Source organism: uncultured Gilvimarinus sp. (assembly GCF_963972205.1).
GTDB classification, from domain to species: Bacteria; Pseudomonadota; Gammaproteobacteria; order Pseudomonadales; family Cellvibrionaceae; genus Gilvimarinus; species Gilvimarinus japonicus.
Genome location: NZ_CAXAUC010000021.1, coordinates 1 through 18,584, shown reverse-complemented (window position 1 = coordinate 18,584; position 18,584 = coordinate 1). Strand labels below are relative to the sequence as shown.

Here is an 18,584-nt window from a genome sequence, read left to right as displayed (position 1 = left end):
GCCCGCCAAATGTGTATTCAGCGAGCGCCTTTTTTAAACATTAATAGTAATACCGAATCGGGGGTTTAGCGAATATTAAAGCAAACGCCAAAAGGGAGATTACGCGCCGTCACGATTAATCAATAACGCTAACTGCATACGATCGCGCACACCTAATTTATCAAAGCAGGCACTCAGATGGGCTTTAACCGTGCGCTCAGTAATATTCAGCTCGCGCGCCACCTCTTTGTTGCTTTTACCTTTAGCAACCGCTTGAGCAACCGTTCGCTCGCGCATACTTAGGTGGTCACCAACGGCCGGGCGAGGTTTAGTCGGGCTGGAAAGTGCCAACAGCTCACTCAGCAAATGTTTACCGAGCCACAGCCCATCGTATTCGACGGCGTTTTTCACCTGAACCAACAACTCAGGTGCCGCCAACGCGTGGACATAGCCACTCGCCCCTAGGCCAATAATAGTGCGTGCTTCACTGGCCGTTTCATTCAGTGTCATGGCGATCACTTTAGCCCCGGCGGCCAAAGCGACCTTTAAGTGCTCACCCCAGGCGCCCGTCATCACCAACCAAACTAATGTTTGATGATCCACTGGCAGCTCATCAGGCGGACAATCCAAACACACCTGAGCATCGGCCATAGCCATACGCCAGCGCGCTGAATTTACTTGTGAAGTTGAAACAAATACTGACTGCATTATCGCTCTGTTAACGCGTTTTGTTTGGCCCGTAGAATAGGCTTAAGAAGGTAAGATAACACGGTCTTCTTACCCGTAATAATATCCACCTGCGCCGTCATGCCGGGAATAATCGGCAATGCTTGATCAAAGCCCGACTCGCGGGTTCGCACCCGCACGATGTAATAGGTCTGATCTTGCTCATCGGTAACGGTATCGGTGCTGATATGCTCCAGATCGCCCAACAAACCACCGTACACGGTAAAATCATACGCGGTTAACTTAACCATCGCCGGCTGACCGGGCCGCAAAAAAGCAATATCCTTGGGCGGAATTTTCGCTTCGATTAACAGTTGATCATCCAGCGGCGTCATCTCTAACACCTCACTACCGGGCTGCACGACGCCGCCTTCGGTATTGATAAACAACCGCTGCACGGTACCGCGCACGGGCGCGCGGATATCTGCGTACTTAACCCGATCGGCTAAACCGGTACTGGTTTCCGACAAGCTCGACAATTTTGCCAGCGTCTCTGAAAGCTGACTGCGCCATTCATTTTTTGCCACCAAACTCACTTCTTGGAGTTTATTTTGCGCCTCAAGAATAGCCGATTGAATTCGCGCTTTTTGCGCCGTTGCCTGGCCCATCTCACCCTTCGCATTAGAGGCGTCGCGCTCAAGCCGCAAGATCTCGACTTCTGAAATTGCGCCACTGTCTAGCAGCGGCCGGGTGACCTGTAGCTCTTGGCTAGATAAGTCATAGGCACGTGACGCTTGGGTTAAACGCGCCTCAACCTCGTTCAGTTCTTCACGACGCTGGGTAAGTTGTTGCCGGGCCTGAGACAGCTTTTGTTCCAACTCATTAAGATTCGACTGATACAAAGTGGTTTCATTAGCGGCAACACGGGGTTCATTTTCGCGCACTATTGCAGGAATCTTAAATTCAGAGCCCTCAACCAATGCCTGCAATCGCGCGGCGCGCGCTTGCAGCGTTAAATACTGTGCGCGATTTTCACGAAAGGTCGCGATAAACCGGGTCGGATCTATCCGCATTAACAGCGCACCCTGCTCGACCACCTGCCCCTCTTTCACCAAAATTTCTTGCACCACCCCGCCATCAAACGACTGTACAATTTGCGTGTGACTAGAGGGGATAACCTTGCCTTGACCGCGTGCGACCTCGTCTATCTGAGCAAAACCCGCCCACACAAACAATGCGATCACAATCAGCAACATACTGTAAAGCAAACCGCGGGCACGCAGTGGCGCCTGCTGAATTCGTGCCCAATCGGCATCCTCAACCCAGTCTTTGGAGTGCGATTGTGAGGGCGACATCCAGCGGTTCCAGACTTTATCAACCAACTTGCCAAACGGCTGACCCAGCTTGGTAATCCCGCGCCCAACACGATGAAAATGCTTTTGCTCTCGGGTTTGGCTCACTAATTAGCCCTCCCGATTCTACCCTGACGCAGAGCTTCGACCACTTGATCTTTCGGCCCATCGGCGACGATTTTGCCCGCATCGATCACAATAATACGATCGACCATGGCCAGCAAAGAGTTGCGGTGAGTGATCACCAGCATGGTTTTACCCAGCGAAAATTTAGCCAGCTTACGTTTAAGCTCTTCTTCGCTGGTGTGGTCCATGGCACCGGTCGGCTCATCCAAGAGCAAGATAGACGGGTCTGTTACCATCGCGCGAGCGACCGCTACCGCTTGGCGCTGGCCGCCCGAGAGCAGCTCGCCGCGCTCGCCTACTGGCATCGATAAGCCTTGTGGGTGCGAATTAATAAAACTGGCCAACCCCGACAACTCGACAATTTTAAGCAATTGTTCATCGTCAATACGCGGGTCGGCCATAGTGATGTTCTCGCGCAGCGTACCGAGAAACAAATTAATGTCTTGAGAAACATAACCAATATTGTGGCGCAATTGCGCCGGGTCCAACTGACCGATATCAATATTATCAATCAGTACCCGCCCGGCGCTTGGGGCGTAAAGGCCGGCAATAATTTTCTCTATGGTGGTTTTACCCGAGCCGTTCCGGCCGAGAATCGCCACTTTTTCACCTGGGGCAATACTAAAGCTTACATCGCGCAGCGCATGGCGCTCATCGTGAGGATAACTAAACGACACATTGTTAAACTCAATGCGCCCATCCAGCTTTGGCCGCGCTATCCACTCCGCTTGCTCGGGCCGTTCAACCGGGGTGTTCATGACTCGATCAACACTTTCCAAAGCGGTAGCCGCTTGATGATACTGCATCATTAACGCGGCGCTTTGGCCCACGGGCGCCATAATTCGTGACGACAACATATAGGCTGCAATCAGGCCGCCTTGGGTAAGTTCGCCCGCGGTAATTAAATACACGCCTACGATAATAATGGCCACTGCCACCAATTGCTGCACCCACACGGCGCCGGTTGTTACCGAGCCCGAGAGCAAGCGCATCTTGGTGGTCGTGCGCGAGAGAAACACAGACGTTTTCTCCCACAGGTTTTGCATTTTACCTTCAGCCCCTAAGGTTTTTAGCGCCTCAAGGCCATTGAGGCTCTCTACCAGCACAGCATTGCGATAGGCGCTGGCCTCCATACTGCTCATGGACAACTCGTGCATTTTTGCCTGTACCGCCGCGGCGTACAACAGACACAAAAGCACCCCTACCGCAATCGGCAGCACCAACCACCAGGACGTTAAGAGGCCAATAATTATGCTGAACAACACCACAAAAGGAAGGTCGACAAACGCGATAATCGTGCTCGAGCCAATAAAACTGCGCACCGATTCAAACGCTTGTAAGCCGGCCGCGTAGGAACCTACCGAGGTTGGCCGCTCGCTCATGCGCATTCCTAGCACACGGGACATAATAGTGGCTGACAGCGTGATATCCACCCGGCTTGCCGCCAAATCCACAAACCATGCTCGCACCATTTTTAAACACAGGTCGGCGCACAACACAATGGCGACACCCGAGGCCAACACCCACAGTGTCTCAATAGCAAAGTTCGGCACCACCCGATCGTACACATTCATCACAAACAACGGCATTGCCAACGCAAATACATTCACCAACAGCGCCGCGAACAACACATCGCGATATAAACCTCGGTGTGCCTTAATGACCTCCCAAAACCAGTGCCCTTTTTGGGTTTGGTGAATGTCGGCGTTACGCGCGCTAAACTGCATACGCGGGCGCGCGTATATCACCCGACCGCTGTAGCGCTGTTCGAGCTCTTCAAGCGGAATATTAACCTGCGTTTGATCCAGATCAGGAAAAACAACTTCGGCCTTCTCCCCATCAATCCCCAATAAAACACACGCTTCATTGCCTTCAAGCAACAAAATAACGGGTAATAACGATTGATTAATATCACTCAACGAACGTCGAGCCAATTGACTGGTAAGGCCGGCTCGACGCGCCGCGCGCTCAAATAACGAGGGAGGTAACTGCTCGTGCTGCAAGGGTAAGCCGGACAGCAGTGTCGAGCCGGACGTGTTAACGCCATGCATACGGGACAGAATCAGTAAACAATTTAGCAGTGGACCACCGCGTAACGAGGCGTGGCTTACCTCGTCAGCTTTATCACTCATACGATACTGAGTCTCTTATATAATCGGGTACTCTATTGCCCCGAGGCACACGCCCCGAGGCCTGACACTTACACGTTATTGCAATTGACGAACAGTGATTTCAATACGGTCCGTCGCTGGCCGAACGAGCGCACCTTCGGGGTCACTAGCCGGCTGCACCGCCACTCGCCCGGCATCGATACCGTTAATCACCAAATAATCGCGCACCGCCGTAACCCGCGCCCGGGCCAGCGAGCGACTAACGCTTGAAGGGTTAGCCTCGGACGATTGCGCCGCAATAATAACCTCGGCCACACGGCCCGACTGATTGCCGTAACGGGCCAACAGTTGATCCAGCTGATTCATCGCCGAGTTGTTTAGCACCGAGCTATTATCGGCAAACAGATTATCGGCCTCATAAGTCACCACACGGTTTATTAAATCATCGCGCGACAAAGCAGAAGGCGACAGCGCCGGACAAGCCGCAGACGGCTCAACATCAATATCGGCTAAGTCTTCGTCTAGATCTTCTGCCAAAGGTAAGTCATCAGGGACAATATTCAAAGCCACGAGCAATTTACCCATCGACTCCAACACCCGGGCGTAGGCGATATTTAATTCATGCTGCCCATTAATGTAAGCACGACTGGATTGAAAATACTCATTCTCGGCATCCAGTAGATCGAGCAAGGTACGCTGGCCAATTTGAAACTGCTCTGAGTAGGCGCGCCGCACACGATCACTCGCTTCGCGGTGTTGCCCCAGCGAGATCAAACGCTCCTCTAAGCTATGGGTATTGTTATAGGCAATTTGTGTCGTTTGACGCAAATTAACACAAGCGACGTCGCGCTGATCTTTAGCGGTATTCACCTCAGATAAAGAGCGCTTTACCGCGGCGCGATCTGAACCGCCATTGAATAAATTGTACGTCAGCGCCAGCTCGATGGCACCTTCATCGCCAAAATCATCGGGGTCAAGCCGGTCATCAAACACGCCTAAATTTTGTTGTGTGCCGTAGCGCGCGCGCAACTCAACACGAGGGTAGTAGCCAGAGCGCTGGGTGCGCACCGACGCTTGTGCCGCTGCGATATTTTTAATTGCGGCATGAAAGCCGGGGTTACCTTGATAGGCGGCGTAGAGTACCTCTTTAACAGAATCGGGCAGCGGCTCGGACTGCAGGTCATTAGGTACCAAACGCTCAGGCGGAAGATCACCCACAAGCCTTAGGTACTTAGCGGTAACGTCGTGTAAGTTAGCCGCCTCCGTCAAAAGATTAGACTCGGCCAACGCCACCCGGCCATCCACTTGATCAAGGTCGGCGCGACGCCCTACGCCTTGGTCAACCCGGTCGCCAATTTGACCTTGAACATCTAAGTGTTCTTGATAGTTGCTCCGGGCCAACTTTAATAGCTTGCGGTAGCGCACCAGGTTTTCCGCCACCTCAAACGACTCAAGCGCGAGATTATCAACGGTATCAAGCAGTTCTAAGTAGCGCACTTGACGCGCACTATCTAAGCGACTCACCTCACCAGAAACACGAAAGCCGTCAAACAACATCTGCGTCAAGGATATCTCGGCGCTGTTAATGTCGTAATCGTCACGGTCGTCAAAATCGCGTCGCTGTTTACCAGTACTAGCGGTTAAATCAACAGAGGGTAAGTATTGCCCGCGGGCGGTTCCGACATTGTGGGTGGCGGCTTGGTAAGTGTGCCAAGCCGCTTGCACCTCAGGGTTATACTCAAGTGCTCGCAAAACCACATCGCGACTTGACGTGTTCGCTTCGACGATCATGCCCGAGGTCGGGTTGGTATCTACCGTGGTTGTTTGCGCTGGTGCTTCACTAGCGGATTGTGCAAAGGCGGCTGCACCAAGTCCCGTCAGCCAAAAACTCGTCAAGACGCGCGTAAACGTTCCTGATTTACGGAGAGCGAGTGGCATTGAATTTCCCTCAATGATCATGTCAATTTTAACGGTCTATTAGCTACATAATAGCAGTGGCCGCTCGTTTTTGTACGGCTAATGTTTATTGGCCCGCTAGCGTTTAACACCGGTGCGACAGGCACATTAAAATAGCGTTGGGTTATGTGCCAACTGGTATTGATAGCCACCAGAAATGAGAACCATGTCACATGTTTCTACATTCTAGCGGCGATCTTACTTCATTAATGGAATAAGGTTCAAGAAAAACCAGCCACTTGCTTATAAGAACTAGCTGTTAAACCGCTACGCCAATATAACCATATTGGTGCACATCACAAAAAACGCAATTATTTGTATAAATAATTTTGCCAGTATTACGCGCCCGCGACGCAAACAGATCATTTAAAAAACGGACGTAAGTCACAGCGAAGGGAGTCGCCCCTGCGCCGCGCGCAGGGGCCAGTGGAGGGGGTTAACTCAGCTCGTAACGATCGATAATATCGCGCACCAAACCGCTGCGGACAATATCTTCGCGCTCAAAGCGATGCACATAAACAGAGTTGACACCGTCAAGCTTATCGATGGCATCCGCTAAACCATTGCGACCGCGAATATCGCTCTGCTCAATGTCGCCATTAATGACTACTTTGCAGTCTTCACCGATGCGGGTTAAAAACATTTTCATTTGAGTGGGTGATGTATTTTGTGCCTCATCGAGCACGACAAACGTACGGTTGTTAAATGTTTTACCGCGCATAAAAGCCAGCGGGGCGGCCACAATTCGGCCGTGACGCAGACAGTAATCCACCGTTCCCGCACCTAGCCTTTCATTGAGAATATCGCGAAAGGCATCGATGTAAACCGAGAACTTCTCATCCAAAGCGCCGGGCAAAAAACCTAGCTGTTCGCCGGCCTCTACCGCCGGACGGGTTAGAATGATGCGCTCAATACGACCAGACTCCAACGCCTCTGCAGCCAAGGCCCCGGCACAATAACTCTTGCCGGTGCCAGCCGGGCCGGTACCAAAGGTTAAGTTGTGAGTTTTAATAGCATCGATGTAGCGTTGTTGCGAAGGAGTTTGAGCGACGAGAGGTTGTGAGGAGCGTTGCGGACTGTAAGCGGTTTCAAGCTGTTGGGAGCGGCCTTTTATCTCGACGATATTGCCATCCTCCCGGCGATGCTTGCGGGCCGATTTACCGCGCCCTTTAGAGTTTTTGAAACCGCCGTCGTCCATCTCGTGGTACTGGTGATTATTGCGTCGTGCGTGAGATCTTTTCGCCATGAGTATTGTCCTTGTCAAATCAAAGTAACACCGGCGCATCGCATGGGCTGTTGAACGGTTTAGCACCGCAGGCAATGAGCCTTACTAGGTTATGCAAAGAAGGTTACGCGAAGAAAAATCACTCCTGTGGTTGGATGCATTGTTGACCCGAGCGATAAAGTGGACAGACGTTGACTTGTGTCTACAAGCCAATCAAACCACAATATATACCCTCGAAATCCATACTATTCCCAAATTACGAGACTGGTCAACGCCTTTTTCGAGTTTTTTAAGGCTTCGAAATAAACGCACCAGAAGATGTCACAAACATTTAACTTGGTCGTCATTCGCGCTACATAAGGGCATGGGTGAGCTACGGCAAACGATCGGCGGGATTCTGACCGTAAAAGGCCACATAGTTACGGTACACAGAGGGATAGGCATCGGCTAACAGCTTAGGCAACTCAAAAAATACTTCGCTGGTAACCGCGACAAACTCGGCGGGATTCGTCGCCCCGTAGCGATCAATATCGGTATATTCACCACGCGCCACTTTAGCGGATAAATCTTCAAACGCCTGACCAAAACTTGCCGTCCAATCGTCCACCGACATGCCTGCTCGCAATGGCGGAAAACCATCGGCCGCGCCATTGAGCATATCGAGTTTATGGACAAACTCATGGATCACTAAGTTGTGGCCGTCAATCACGCCCGCTTTAGCTGTTTCATCCCACGCCAAGACGACACCCGCTTGATTCCATGCCTCACCGGCTAAATGGTGCTCTACCTCATGGGCCACACCACTGGCATCCAGCTGCGTGCGCTGCGCTTTAAAAGCGGCGGGGTACACCAGTATCGACTGCCAGCCGTGATACCACTCGATACCCAAATTCAAAATCGGTAAGCAGGCTTGCAGGGCAATCAAAAGCGCCATATTGCCGGTTAAAACCTGCCCCTGAATCCCGACAAAATCTTTTTCGTGGATAAACAAAATCGCTAAGCGGCGCAGACGCGTAAGCTCGTCGTCGGTTAAACCTTGCAACACCGGCAGCTGTTTTAACACCTGTTGCCAGTCGCGCTCATCGATGGGGTTATCGCGGATAATGCGTTTTTCTCGCCACTGGCGATACCAATCAAACATCCTTTTCACTCTTTTTACTAGGGCTCACCCAACCTTTCGGGCCGCTCGATGATGTCGCCTTTACAGCCGTTTTGCGACGCTTCCCAATATTCTTTTGGTCCCGCTGGCGCTTTTTAGTCTTGCCGCCCTCGGCGCTGTCTTTTTTCGCATTTTTAGCTCGTGCCTTAACCGGCTTTTTGCCCGCCGCTTTACCCGAACTTTTAATTTTTTTCGGGCCGCGATAACGCGCCACCAAGCCCTCTAACTGAACAAACTTTGCCGCTTTACCCAGGTGCCGCTCGATATCTGCCATCAGGTTCCAGCCTTGGGCTGTGACTAATGACAATACGGTACCACCGGCATCAGCGCGCGCCGTGCGGCCGGCTCGATGGACAAAACTTGGAACATTGTAAGGCAGATCGGCGTTAATGATTAAATCGATACCATCGATATCTAGGCCTCGTGCCGCCAAGTCAGTCGCCACCAGAATGTTGCACTGGCCGCTACTAAAACGCGCCATGACTTGCTTGCGAATTTTAGCCTCGACTTCACCGTGTAACGCCAACGAGCGCACCTCGGCACTGTCCAGTGAACGTACAATTTCATTCACCCGCTCGCGGGTGTTGGCAAAAATCACCGCACGCCGAAACTCGCGCTGCCGACACAGCGCGGCCAGCAATTGACACTTATGAGGCCAATCGTCGGCGAGAATTTTTTCTTGCTGCATCTTGGTGGCTGACTGAGCGATATCAATGCGGCGTAGAGTGTCGGGGTTGGTCATCGCCAACAACAACTGCCCTAACCCCTTGGCCCTCAGTGTCGCCGAATACAATAGGGTTTGTCGCTGCTCAGCGCAGGCTTTGGCAATGCGGGTTACCTCGTCGGCAAAGCCCATATCCAAAGTGCGGTCGGCTTCATCGACTACTAAAAACTCAAGGTTTGATAGATCGGCAAGCTGAGCACCGACAAACTCAGACATACGCCCGGGCGTTGCCACCAACAGATCGGCCGTAGCAATTAAATCACGCTGCGCAGATTTGCTATCGCCGCCCGTAAGGGCGACAACATTAATCATATCTTGCTCACACAGTTTGCGCGCCTCAGAGACGATTTGCCGGGCTAACTCTCGCGTAGGGGTAAGCACTAGCGCACGAATAGCGCCTTTGCCGGTTTTACGCGTAAGCAACAACTGCAACATAGGCAGCAAAAATGCCAAGGTTTTACCGCTGCCAGTGGGGGCACAGACGGCGACATCGGCCCCTTCAATCACAGCGGGAATAGCCTCGGCTTGCACCGGCGTAGGGGTAGCAATTTCCAGCTGCGTTAATGCAGTTTGCAGCCTTGGGTGTTGCAGTAAGGAGAAAGCTCCAGAATTACTCACGGCGAGTCTCAACAAGTGAACGCAAGTCAAACTATGCCGCGTGCGTCAGATTGTTGCGGCACAGCCGGCGGGTTGCCCGCCTAGAATAGAGTAAAGCACCGGTGCCCTAAACGCACACCGGCTGCTACATTACAGTGACGATACAATTGAAATCATAACCCCGGCCGCTACCGCCGAACCAATAACACCGGCCACGTTGGGGCCCATGGCGTGCATTAGCAAGTAGTTTTGCGGGTTGGCCTCAAGCCCAACTTTGTTAGATACCCGTGCCGCCATCGGCACCGCCGAGACACCAGCCGAGCCAATCAAGGGGTTAATCTTATGTTTACAGAACAGGTTCATAAACTTAGCGGTTAACACCCCCATCGCGGTGCCAATACCAAATGCGATAATCCCCAGCGCCAAAATGCCCAAGGTTTTAGGGTCGAGAAATTTATCGGCGGCAAGCTTTGAGCCCACCGACAAACCGAGAAAGATAGTGGTGATATTGATCAGGGCATTTTGCGAGGTATCGCTTAAACGCTCCACCACACCACACTCGCGCATCAGGTTACCAAAACAAAACATGCCTAACAGTGGCGCTGCGCTGGGCAAGATTAACGCCACCAAGATCAGCAAAATCAGCGGAAACACAATCTTTTCACGCTTAGAGACAACACGCATTTGCTCCATCCGAATTTTGCGCTCGTCGTCATTGGTTAGCGCGCGCATAATCGGCGGCTGAATCAGCGGTACCAGCGCCATATACGAGTAGGCAGCAACCGCAATCGCACCCAGCAACTCAGGCGCAAGAATACTCGCCACGTAAATCGCGGTTGGGCCGTCGGCCCCGCCAATAATACCAATGGCGGCGGCATCCTGAATCGAGAAGTCGATAACTCCGGTTACCGACAAGCCTACCGCGCCCAGCACCGAGGCAAAAATACCAAACTGCGCCGCGGCGCCAAGAAACAGCGTTTTAGGATTAGCCAACAACGGGCCGAAGTCGGTCATGGCACCCACACCCATAAAGATCACCAGCGGCGCAACACCACTGCCAATCGCCACGGTATAAAACGAGTAGAGCATACCGTTGGCATAGCCAAGGTCGGTCGCCAGGCGATAGGCATCCGCCTGAACCGCCGCAGGTGCGTGCTTGTAGGCATCGTTTAGTGCTTGCATGCCAGCGTCAGCGCTCGCGCCCAACACCTGGGCAATTTGCGCTAACACATCGGGGTACCCTGAAGCGATGGCATTTTCTACCGCCGATAGCGATAAACCCGCGCCGGGGATATTAGCCAAAATAGCACCAAAACCAATCGGTACTAATAACAGCGGCTCAAAGCCTTTGCGAATCGCCAAAAACAAAAGCAGCAAGCCTACCAGCAACATAACACCCTGACCTAGGTCGAGGTGGTAAATGCCCGAGTCGTGCCACAGGCGTAAAAAATTTTGCATAATCTAATTCCGACTTATTAAGCGATACTGAGCAGGCTGTCACCGGCAGTGACGGCATCACCAGCTTTGACGTTAATAGACGCGATGGTACCCGCGCGCGGTGCACTAACCTCAGACTCCATTTTCATGGCCTCTAAGATCAACAAGGTGTCGCCCTCTTCGACCTGCTGCCCCTCTTGCACAGTCAGCTTACAAATGGTTCCGCCCAGCGGCGCCGGAACCGGTTCACCCGCCCCTGCCGCCGGAGCAGCCCCGGCCGATGACGCCGCCCCCACAGCGCCAAGCGCGGTGATATCACCGCCACTAGACACTGTTACGGTGTACTCTTTACCGGCCACTTCGACGGTATAAATTTCATCGCCTGCATCGGTTGTCGGTGCACTGCCCTCGTTGCCAGTAGGTACCGGTTCAAAAGCATCTGGGTTGTTGCGGTTTTGCAAGAATTTAAGTCCAACCTGAGGAAACAGCGCATAGGTCAGCACATCGTCAATCTGGCCGTCGCCATTGGTGAGCTCGACGCCCTTACCTTTAGCTTCACTCAGAAGTTCGTCGGTCAGTGTTTGCAGCTCAGGCTTAAGTAAATCCGCCGGGCGGCAAGTGATCGGCTCGCCATCACCTAGCACTCGCTTTTGTAACTCGGCATTTACTGGCGCAGGGGATGCGCCATACTCGCCTTTTAATACACCCTCTGTCTCACGGGTAATGGTCTTGTAACGCTCGCCGGACAATATGTTCATCACCGCTTGCGAGCCAACAATTTGCGAGGTAGGTGTTACCAAGGGGATATAGCCTAAATCTTCCCGAACCTTAGGGATTTCACTCAGCACCTCATCGAGCTTATCCGTGGCATTTTGTTCGCGCAGTTGGTTTTCCATATTGGTCAGCATGCCGCCGGGCACTTGTGCCACTAAAATACGCGAGTCAATGCCTTTAAGCGCACCTTCAAATTTAGCGTATTTTTTGCGAACTTCCCGGAAGTAAGCGGCGATGTCTTCGAGCTTGTGAATATCCAAACCGGTATCGCGCTCGGTGCCCTCTAGGCTGGCAACCAAGGTCTCGGTCGGACTGTGCCCATAGGTCATCGACATTGAGGAAATGGCGGTATCGACGTTATCAATACCGGCCTCAACACACTTAAGGTTAGTAGCGTGAGCCAAGCCAGTGGTTGCATGGCTTTGCATATGGATTGGGATATCACAGCTTTCTTTTAAACGCTTGACCAACTCATAGCCAACGTAAGGGCGAAGCAAACCGGCCATATCTTTAATGGCGATAGAGTCAGCCCCCATATCCTCGATGCGCTTACCTTGCTCGACCCAGCCCTCCAAGGTGTGCACGGGGCTAATGGTATAGGAGATAGTGCCTTGGGCGTGCTTGCCCTGCTCTTTAACTGCTCTTAACGCGGTTTCGATGTTGCGCATATCGTTCATGGCATCAAATACCCGAAACACATCGACACCATTGTGCGCGGCGCGCTCGACAAACTTCTCAACCACGTCGTCGGCGTAATGGCGGTAGCCCAATAGGTTTTGCCCCCGCAGCAGCATCTGCATTTGGGTTTTCGGCATGGCTTTTTTCAGCTCGCGAATGCGGTGCCAAGGGTCTTCACCCAAGTAACGGATGCAACTGTCAAAGGTGGCGCCGCCCCAGGTTTCTAATGACCAGAAGCCAATTTCATCGAGTTTTGCTGCAATCGGCAACATATCATCGAGTCGCATACGAGTGGCAAACAGTGATTGGTGCGCATCGCGCAAAACCACATCCGTAATACCCAATGGCTTTTTAAGCTCGCTCATGGCGTTTTCTACCCCAAATTATCGTTCGTATCGGCGAATAGCGTTTCGCAGCAATGGTTATAACAGTATTCTTGGTCGCATTATGACGGCGCCAGATGTATCAATGGCGCGCGCGGTGCAGCGCAATGGCCTTCTCAATAGCGCTTCGTACCGCCGGATCTACCTCAGCAGTGCGCCCCGTCTGTATCGCTGGTCGAGATGGCTCAGCGACTACCGGATCGGGAAAAAAGCGCATGACAAATCGCGACATAATAAGCGTGGCGATAACCAGCAGCGTCAGAAAGACCAACACGGTACCCATACCGTAGATCATTAGATCTATGCCTTGCTGCATCAGTGTATCTTGCATGTAGACTACCCTTTATTAATCGTCGTCCTACGCTTGCAATGGCCGCCAAGCGTCAGTAACAACAAACTTGTGCGGCGCAAACGGCCGTGCATTTTCTCTTATCTTTCAAAAACTTACAAGATGCCGCGCGGCGACGGCGCAAAACTTGCGAGCATTTAACTTAAAAACCAGCAACTTTACCGGAATTTAGCGGCATTTGCCGACTTTTCACGCAAAAGAATTGACCGCCGACAGACGCAGACAAACTGTGTAAACTACGCGCCGTTCAGCGCGCCGCCCAATGACGAGAAGCAACCATGCCCCACCTACAACTCGCCCCCATGGAGGGCGTTGTCGATCATCAAGTACGCGACCTAATGACCCGTATCGGCGGCATCGATGGCTGTGTCACAGAATTTGTGCGGGTTGTCGAGCAGCGCTTACCGCGACGGGTGTTTCATCGCCTTGCGCCCGAGCTTGGCAACAACTGCCTTACGCCAGCGGGCACCCCGGTAAAGCTGCAACTGCTCGGCGGACAACCCGCCCCTATGGCCGACAACGCCGCGCGGGCGGTTATCGCCGGCGCCAACGCCATCGACCTCAATTTTGGCTGCCCAGCCAAAACCGTTAATAAAAGTGACGGCGGCGCCTGCCTGCTGCGCCAGCCCGAGCGCGTTTACGCCATTATTAAGGCTGTACGCGATGCGGTACCCAATAGCGTGCCCGTAAGCGCCAAGATTCGTTTAGGGTTTGAGGCTCGCGACAACTATCTTGAAAATGCCCACGCTGTGGCGGACGCTGGCGCTAGCTCGCTGGTGGTCCATGCGCGCTCTAAAGCCGATGGCTACCGGCCGCCGGCTTACTGGGAGTGCATTGGCGAAATCAACCAACAACTCAATATTCCGGTTATCGCCAACGGTGAAATCTGGAGCGTGGAGGATTACCTGCGCTGCCGCGAGCGCTCGGGCTGCGACAACGTCATGCTGGGACGCGGCCTACTGGCCTGCCCCGACCTCGCGCTGCAAATAAAAGCTCACTTAGCGGGCACAGCGTACACCCCCATGGGCTGGCTGGAGGTCTGCACCCTGCTGCGCCACTACTTTGATCTGTGCCGTCCCAACTACCCCGACAAGTTCGCCGGCAATCGCATTAAGCAGTGGCTGGTGTATTTGCGCCGGCAGTACTCAGAAGCCGACCAATTTTTTGAGCTCATCAAGCGCGTCCAACAACCCGATATTCTCAACGCCCACTTTGATGCACAGCAGAGCATTCACCCACGGCGTGCCATAGAGCGGTCGGCCTAGTGCCGGTTGCGCTGCTCCAGCCGGGGTTCGGACACCGCCACAAAACCCGCCTTGGTTTTCGCAATGGCCTGGGTTGAGCCATACGGCCCCAACTCTTTTAAGGTATGCCCCAAACCCTGCAACCCTTCGCGCAACGCTGGCGCAGCGGTTTTCTCCAAATAAAGCGCGTCGGGCCGCCACTGGTGATGGATTCGCGGCGCCGACAACGCCTGGGCCAGCGGCAACTGCAAGTCGATGGTATTGATCAACGCTTGCACCACCTGAGTGATTATAGTCGGCCCGCCGGCAGCGCCCAACGTCATAACCGGCTTGCCATCCTTAAGCAACAGCGTCGGGCTCATGCTCGATAACGGCCGTTTGCCCGGGGCAATACTGTTCGCCTCGCTGCCCACCAACCCGTACACATTAGGCACTCCCGGCTGAGAGGAAAAGTCATCCATCTGATTGTTCAGCACCATACCTGTGCCCGGAATAATTACCTTCGAACCAAAATCGGTATTGACGGTGGTGGTGATCGCCACCCAGTTGCCGGCTTTATCGGCCACCGCAATATGGGTGGTATGCTTATCAAACAAGTTCGTGTCGGCATCGGCCGGCGTACCATGCTCGAATTCATGGTTGGTTTTATCCAGCGCAATTTTTTGCCAGAGCTTTTGAGCGTATTCGTCACTAATAAGGTTTTTAGGCACGGGGGCAAACGCCGGGTCACCCAACCAAAAAGCGCGATCAGCAAAAGCCAACTTCATCGCCTCAGCGGTCACGTGATAGCGCTGCAACTCAGAGAGTTCAGCCAGATCAAACGACTGCAAAATATTCAGTATCTGCGCCACATGGACACCGCCAGAGCTAGGCGGACCAAAGCCCAACACTTCGTAACCCCGATAGCTCGAACGCACCGGCGCACGCTTGAGCATGGTGTAGCGTGCAAAATCGCTTTTACGAATTAGCCCCGCATTTGCCTGCATCCACTCACCCACGCGCTCGGCCAACTCTCCCTGGTAAAAATAGTCTGCCCCCTTTTTGGCAAGCTGCCGGTAAGTTGCCGCCAAATCGCGCTGCAACAATGTATGCCCGGCAGGCCAAGGTTGGCCTTTTTCATCCAATAACACCTTTGCCGTTCCGGCAAAACGCGCCAGCAGATCACGGTTGCGCGCTAGGCGGTCAGCGTAAATTTGGTCAATCGCAAAGCCTTGCTCGGCGAGCGTAATAGCCGGCTGATACACCGCCTCACGCTTTAGAGCACCACCTTTTTTAAGCATATAGTCGTACACCGCCACCGAACCGGGAATACCCGAGGCCAGCGCCCCGGTGCGGCTCAGCTCGCGGTTTAGCTTACCGTCCACCACATACATATCCCGGCTTGCCAACATCGGAGCCGTCTCCCGGCCATCCAGCGCCTCGATGGTGCCATCGGCCCAGTGCACCAACGCAAAACAACCTCCACCAATACCGGAGTTATGGCCATCCACCACCCCCAGCGCCAAAGCGGCGGCAACGGCGGCATCAACCGCGTTGCCGCCCTCAGCCAACACCGCCATAGCAGCATCGGTGGCGCGCGGCTGGACCGTGGCCACAGCGGCGCGCCCATCGGCTGTGACCTGCGCATAACCTGTCATTACCGCCTCGGCGGCGCTCGAGCAGAGCAGGCAAATTACGGCCATTAGTTGTAATGTTTTACGCATGAAACCTCCAAATTAATTACCGCGCAGCCAATAACCGCCGCCAAGCCCCTCACAATAAAGACTAAACCACAAACAAAAAACCCCCGCATAAATGCGAGGGTTTTGAGCGATTGCGCCGCGACGACTAAAACCAGAAGGCGTCTCCACGGCGACCATCCAAGCCTAAATAGGCGCCCATTTTACCGCGGCGAACAACCCGAAAATTCAAAACTGATAAATGCAGGCACTCAATGATACGAAACATAACATAACCTCTGAAAACAACGATTCGTTCAAGTCGCCGATTCCGGCAGAGGCCAGAAGCACTGCGTAAGAGTCGCGCACCAAGCGCCAAGCTCTTTATCAAGGTAACAGTTTCTTGTCAAAAAACAGCAAAACTGCCACTTTCGTTCCCTTTTGACACATTATACCTATTTTCAGGTAACAGTCATGCGCCAATTGCCACTCAAAACTCAAGGTTCGTTAAGGCGCCGATACTTTGATCAAAGATTCTCAGGGCTCCTCAGCCGTCGCGCGAGACGATGTCGCTCTTGCCGATGATAATGCCCCGGAAGACAACGATGAAGACCCCAACGCGACCGACGAGCGCGAACTGGCTTGCTCGCTCGCGCTAGAGCGAGAGCTAACAGCCCCAGAACTAACATTACCGGAAGGCGCGGCAGACGAGGTACCTGCCACGGTCGACGACTGGGACGACGGAGCGGCCGGCTCAGCACTCGCCACATTACCGTCAGAGAACACCTCCTGCAGCAGCTGTCGCCCCTCTTGTTTTATCACCGTCGTAATGGGCTCGCGGATCGAGGACTCAGGGGAGGTAAAAAATCTAGCGGGGGTTTTTCTAGCTTGCTCAGCTCGCACCTCAGCCTGCGAGGCAACCACCTTAAACCGCAATACCCCCACCACCTGATTCGCCTCAGTCACAACCTCCATACGCCAATTGCCTCGCGGGTAAGGCGGAAACTTCATTTTATGGGACCATGCGCGATAACCGGCTTTGCGGCCGCCATTAATATCCAGCGCGATTTTATCCACCACTTTGCCGTTCAGGCGCCAGACGTGATAAATCCGCTCGTTCAACCCCCGCGGAGCATGAATAGCCGTATAGGCATACAAACCTTGCTGCAGCTGTGCAACACTGACCACCTTTAACTTATCGGTCGGCACCTTTTTGTCATCGTCAATGCGCGCGGTAATTGCCACCTCCGTCAACCACAGCGTTGCCGGCGGCACCCAAGGGCGAGCGACAACCCCCACCACCGCCGTCACTATCAGCAACGCGGCCGCAAGCGCTGTGCGGCGCCACCAGCCAAAAGAGAAATCACGTACCATATTTAAAAACGACAGCGCCACCGCAATCGCCAGCGACCAAAAATACGACTGCGATGTAGGCAGGTGCACAATAATTGGCAAAGCCGTCAAAAGCACGGCAAACAACGTAAACCCATGAAAAAAGAAATACAGCCAACGCTTGGGTGCCAACCAGCGATAATAGATAGGGTCAATAACCGAAATACACGCCGCCAGCATAAGCGCAGCGGTAAAAACCATTTGGCCACTGTTCCAGGCCGTCGTGATAAAAAAGAAGGGGATAACAAAAAACAGGCTTTCTTGGTGCACCATTTGAGTGGCAAATTTCACCACAGGGTCCGGCAGCTCAACCCCAAACCAGTGACTCACCCCGCGCTTTAGCAGGTTTTCCAACATCAGCAGCACCCAAGCGGCCACCATCAGCAGCGACACCAGCTGGGCAAACCGCTCCTGCTCGCGCTCGACCAAGAAGAAACTGGCCACCCCGGAGATAAAACCCACCAACGCCAACAGGCCCGGATAGCGAGCCGCCAACTTTGCACAAACGATCACGCTCTTTTTTAAAAACTGCAAATTGCCCGCACTCCGAAGTCGCACTGCCGATACCGCAGCGCGCACGATTATACCCCATGGCGACCAAAGCTTACGTCTATGTCATCACGGCGCAACTCCACACCGTGCAACAGCAACGCCAGAGGCCATAACTCAAAACCAACAGGCACAAAAAAAGCCAGCCGAAGCTGACTTTTTTGTTAAATATGGAGCGGGAAACGAGGCTCGAACTCGCGACCCCAACCTTGGCAAGGTTGTGCT

Annotated in this window: 13 protein-coding genes; 1 reads left to right on the top strand and 12 read right to left on the bottom strand. The window is 53.4% G+C overall.

Translation table 11 applies throughout. The features are described 5' to 3' along the window. Window positions 1-99 precede the first annotated feature (99 nt). The 10 genes from AACY82_RS17260 to AACY82_RS17215 all read right to left on the bottom strand — a co-directional run bounded on the left by AACY82_RS17260 (window position 100) and on the right by AACY82_RS17215 (window position 13,498). The gene (locus AACY82_RS17260) at window positions 100-687 is read right to left on the bottom strand and encodes a response regulator transcription factor (protein ID WP_339618099.1); all 588 of its coding nucleotides are present in this window, start codon (window positions 685-687) and stop codon (window positions 100-102) included. Beyond that, window positions 687-2,105 carry an HlyD family type I secretion periplasmic adaptor subunit gene (locus tag AACY82_RS17255; RefSeq protein WP_339618098.1) on the bottom strand — a complete coding sequence of 473 codons (1,419 nt, stop codon included), beginning with the start codon at window positions 2,103-2,105 and terminating at the stop codon, window positions 687-689. The genes AACY82_RS17260 and AACY82_RS17255 overlap by 1 nt, the downstream gene beginning before the upstream one ends. Next, a complete protein-coding gene (locus AACY82_RS17250) occupies window positions 2,105-4,255 on the bottom strand; it encodes a type I secretion system permease/ATPase (protein WP_339618097.1) in 2,151 nt (716 codons plus the stop codon). The genes AACY82_RS17255 and AACY82_RS17250 overlap by 1 nt, the downstream gene beginning before the upstream one ends. A 75-nt stretch (window positions 4,256-4,330) precedes the next feature. Continuing rightward, on the bottom strand, window positions 4,331-6,172 hold the full coding sequence (locus AACY82_RS17245) for a TolC family outer membrane protein (protein WP_339618096.1): 1,842 nt from the start codon (window positions 6,170-6,172) through the stop codon (window positions 4,331-4,333). 454 nt (window positions 6,173-6,626) lie between these two features. Beyond that, complete coding sequence (locus tag AACY82_RS17240; RefSeq protein ID WP_339618095.1) at window positions 6,627-7,436, bottom strand: PhoH family protein; 810 nt, start codon at window positions 7,434-7,436, stop codon at window positions 6,627-6,629. Between the two features lie 352 nt (window positions 7,437-7,788). Further along, window positions 7,789-8,556, bottom strand: a complete 768-nt coding sequence (locus tag AACY82_RS17235; protein WP_339618094.1) for a M90 family metallopeptidase — start codon at window positions 8,554-8,556, stop codon at window positions 7,789-7,791. Beyond that, entirely contained in the window at window positions 8,549-9,916 is a 1,368-nt protein-coding gene (locus tag AACY82_RS17230; RefSeq protein WP_339618093.1) for a DEAD/DEAH box helicase, read from the bottom strand. The genes AACY82_RS17235 and AACY82_RS17230 overlap by 8 nt, the downstream gene beginning before the upstream one ends. Before the next feature lie 129 nt (window positions 9,917-10,045). Further along, a complete protein-coding gene (locus AACY82_RS17225) occupies window positions 10,046-11,353 on the bottom strand; it encodes a sodium ion-translocating decarboxylase subunit beta (protein ID WP_339618092.1) in 1,308 nt (435 codons plus the stop codon). A gap of 17 nt (window positions 11,354-11,370) precedes the next feature. Continuing rightward, window positions 11,371-13,149 (bottom strand): sodium-extruding oxaloacetate decarboxylase subunit alpha, encoded by a 1,779-nt coding sequence (oadA, locus tag AACY82_RS17220; RefSeq protein ID WP_339618091.1) that lies wholly within the window; start codon window positions 13,147-13,149, stop codon window positions 11,371-11,373. A gap of 100 nt (window positions 13,150-13,249) precedes the next feature. Further along, window positions 13,250-13,498 (bottom strand): OadG family transporter subunit, encoded by a 249-nt coding sequence (locus AACY82_RS17215; RefSeq protein WP_339618090.1) that lies wholly within the window; start codon window positions 13,496-13,498, stop codon window positions 13,250-13,252. 296 nt (window positions 13,499-13,794) lie between these two features. On the opposite strand from AACY82_RS17215, the gene AACY82_RS17210 reads away from it, so the two are divergent. Then, window positions 13,795-14,781, top strand: coding sequence for a tRNA-dihydrouridine synthase (locus AACY82_RS17210; protein ID WP_339618089.1), 987 nt, complete (start codon window positions 13,795-13,797; stop codon window positions 14,779-14,781). Here the strand turns inward: AACY82_RS17210 and ggt are convergent. Together ggt and AACY82_RS17200 are read right to left on the bottom strand one after the other, a co-directional pair. Further along, the gene (gene ggt, locus AACY82_RS17205) at window positions 14,778-16,463 is read right to left on the bottom strand and encodes a gamma-glutamyltransferase (RefSeq protein WP_339618088.1); all 1,686 of its coding nucleotides are present in this window, start codon (window positions 16,461-16,463) and stop codon (window positions 14,778-14,780) included. The two genes, AACY82_RS17210 and ggt, sit on opposite strands and share 4 nt — an antisense overlap. Before the next feature lie 492 nt (window positions 16,464-16,955). Then, complete coding sequence (locus AACY82_RS17200) at window positions 16,956-18,344, bottom strand: DUF5924 family protein (protein WP_339618087.1); 1,389 nt, start codon at window positions 18,342-18,344, stop codon at window positions 16,956-16,958. Window positions 18,345-18,584 lie beyond the last annotated feature (240 nt).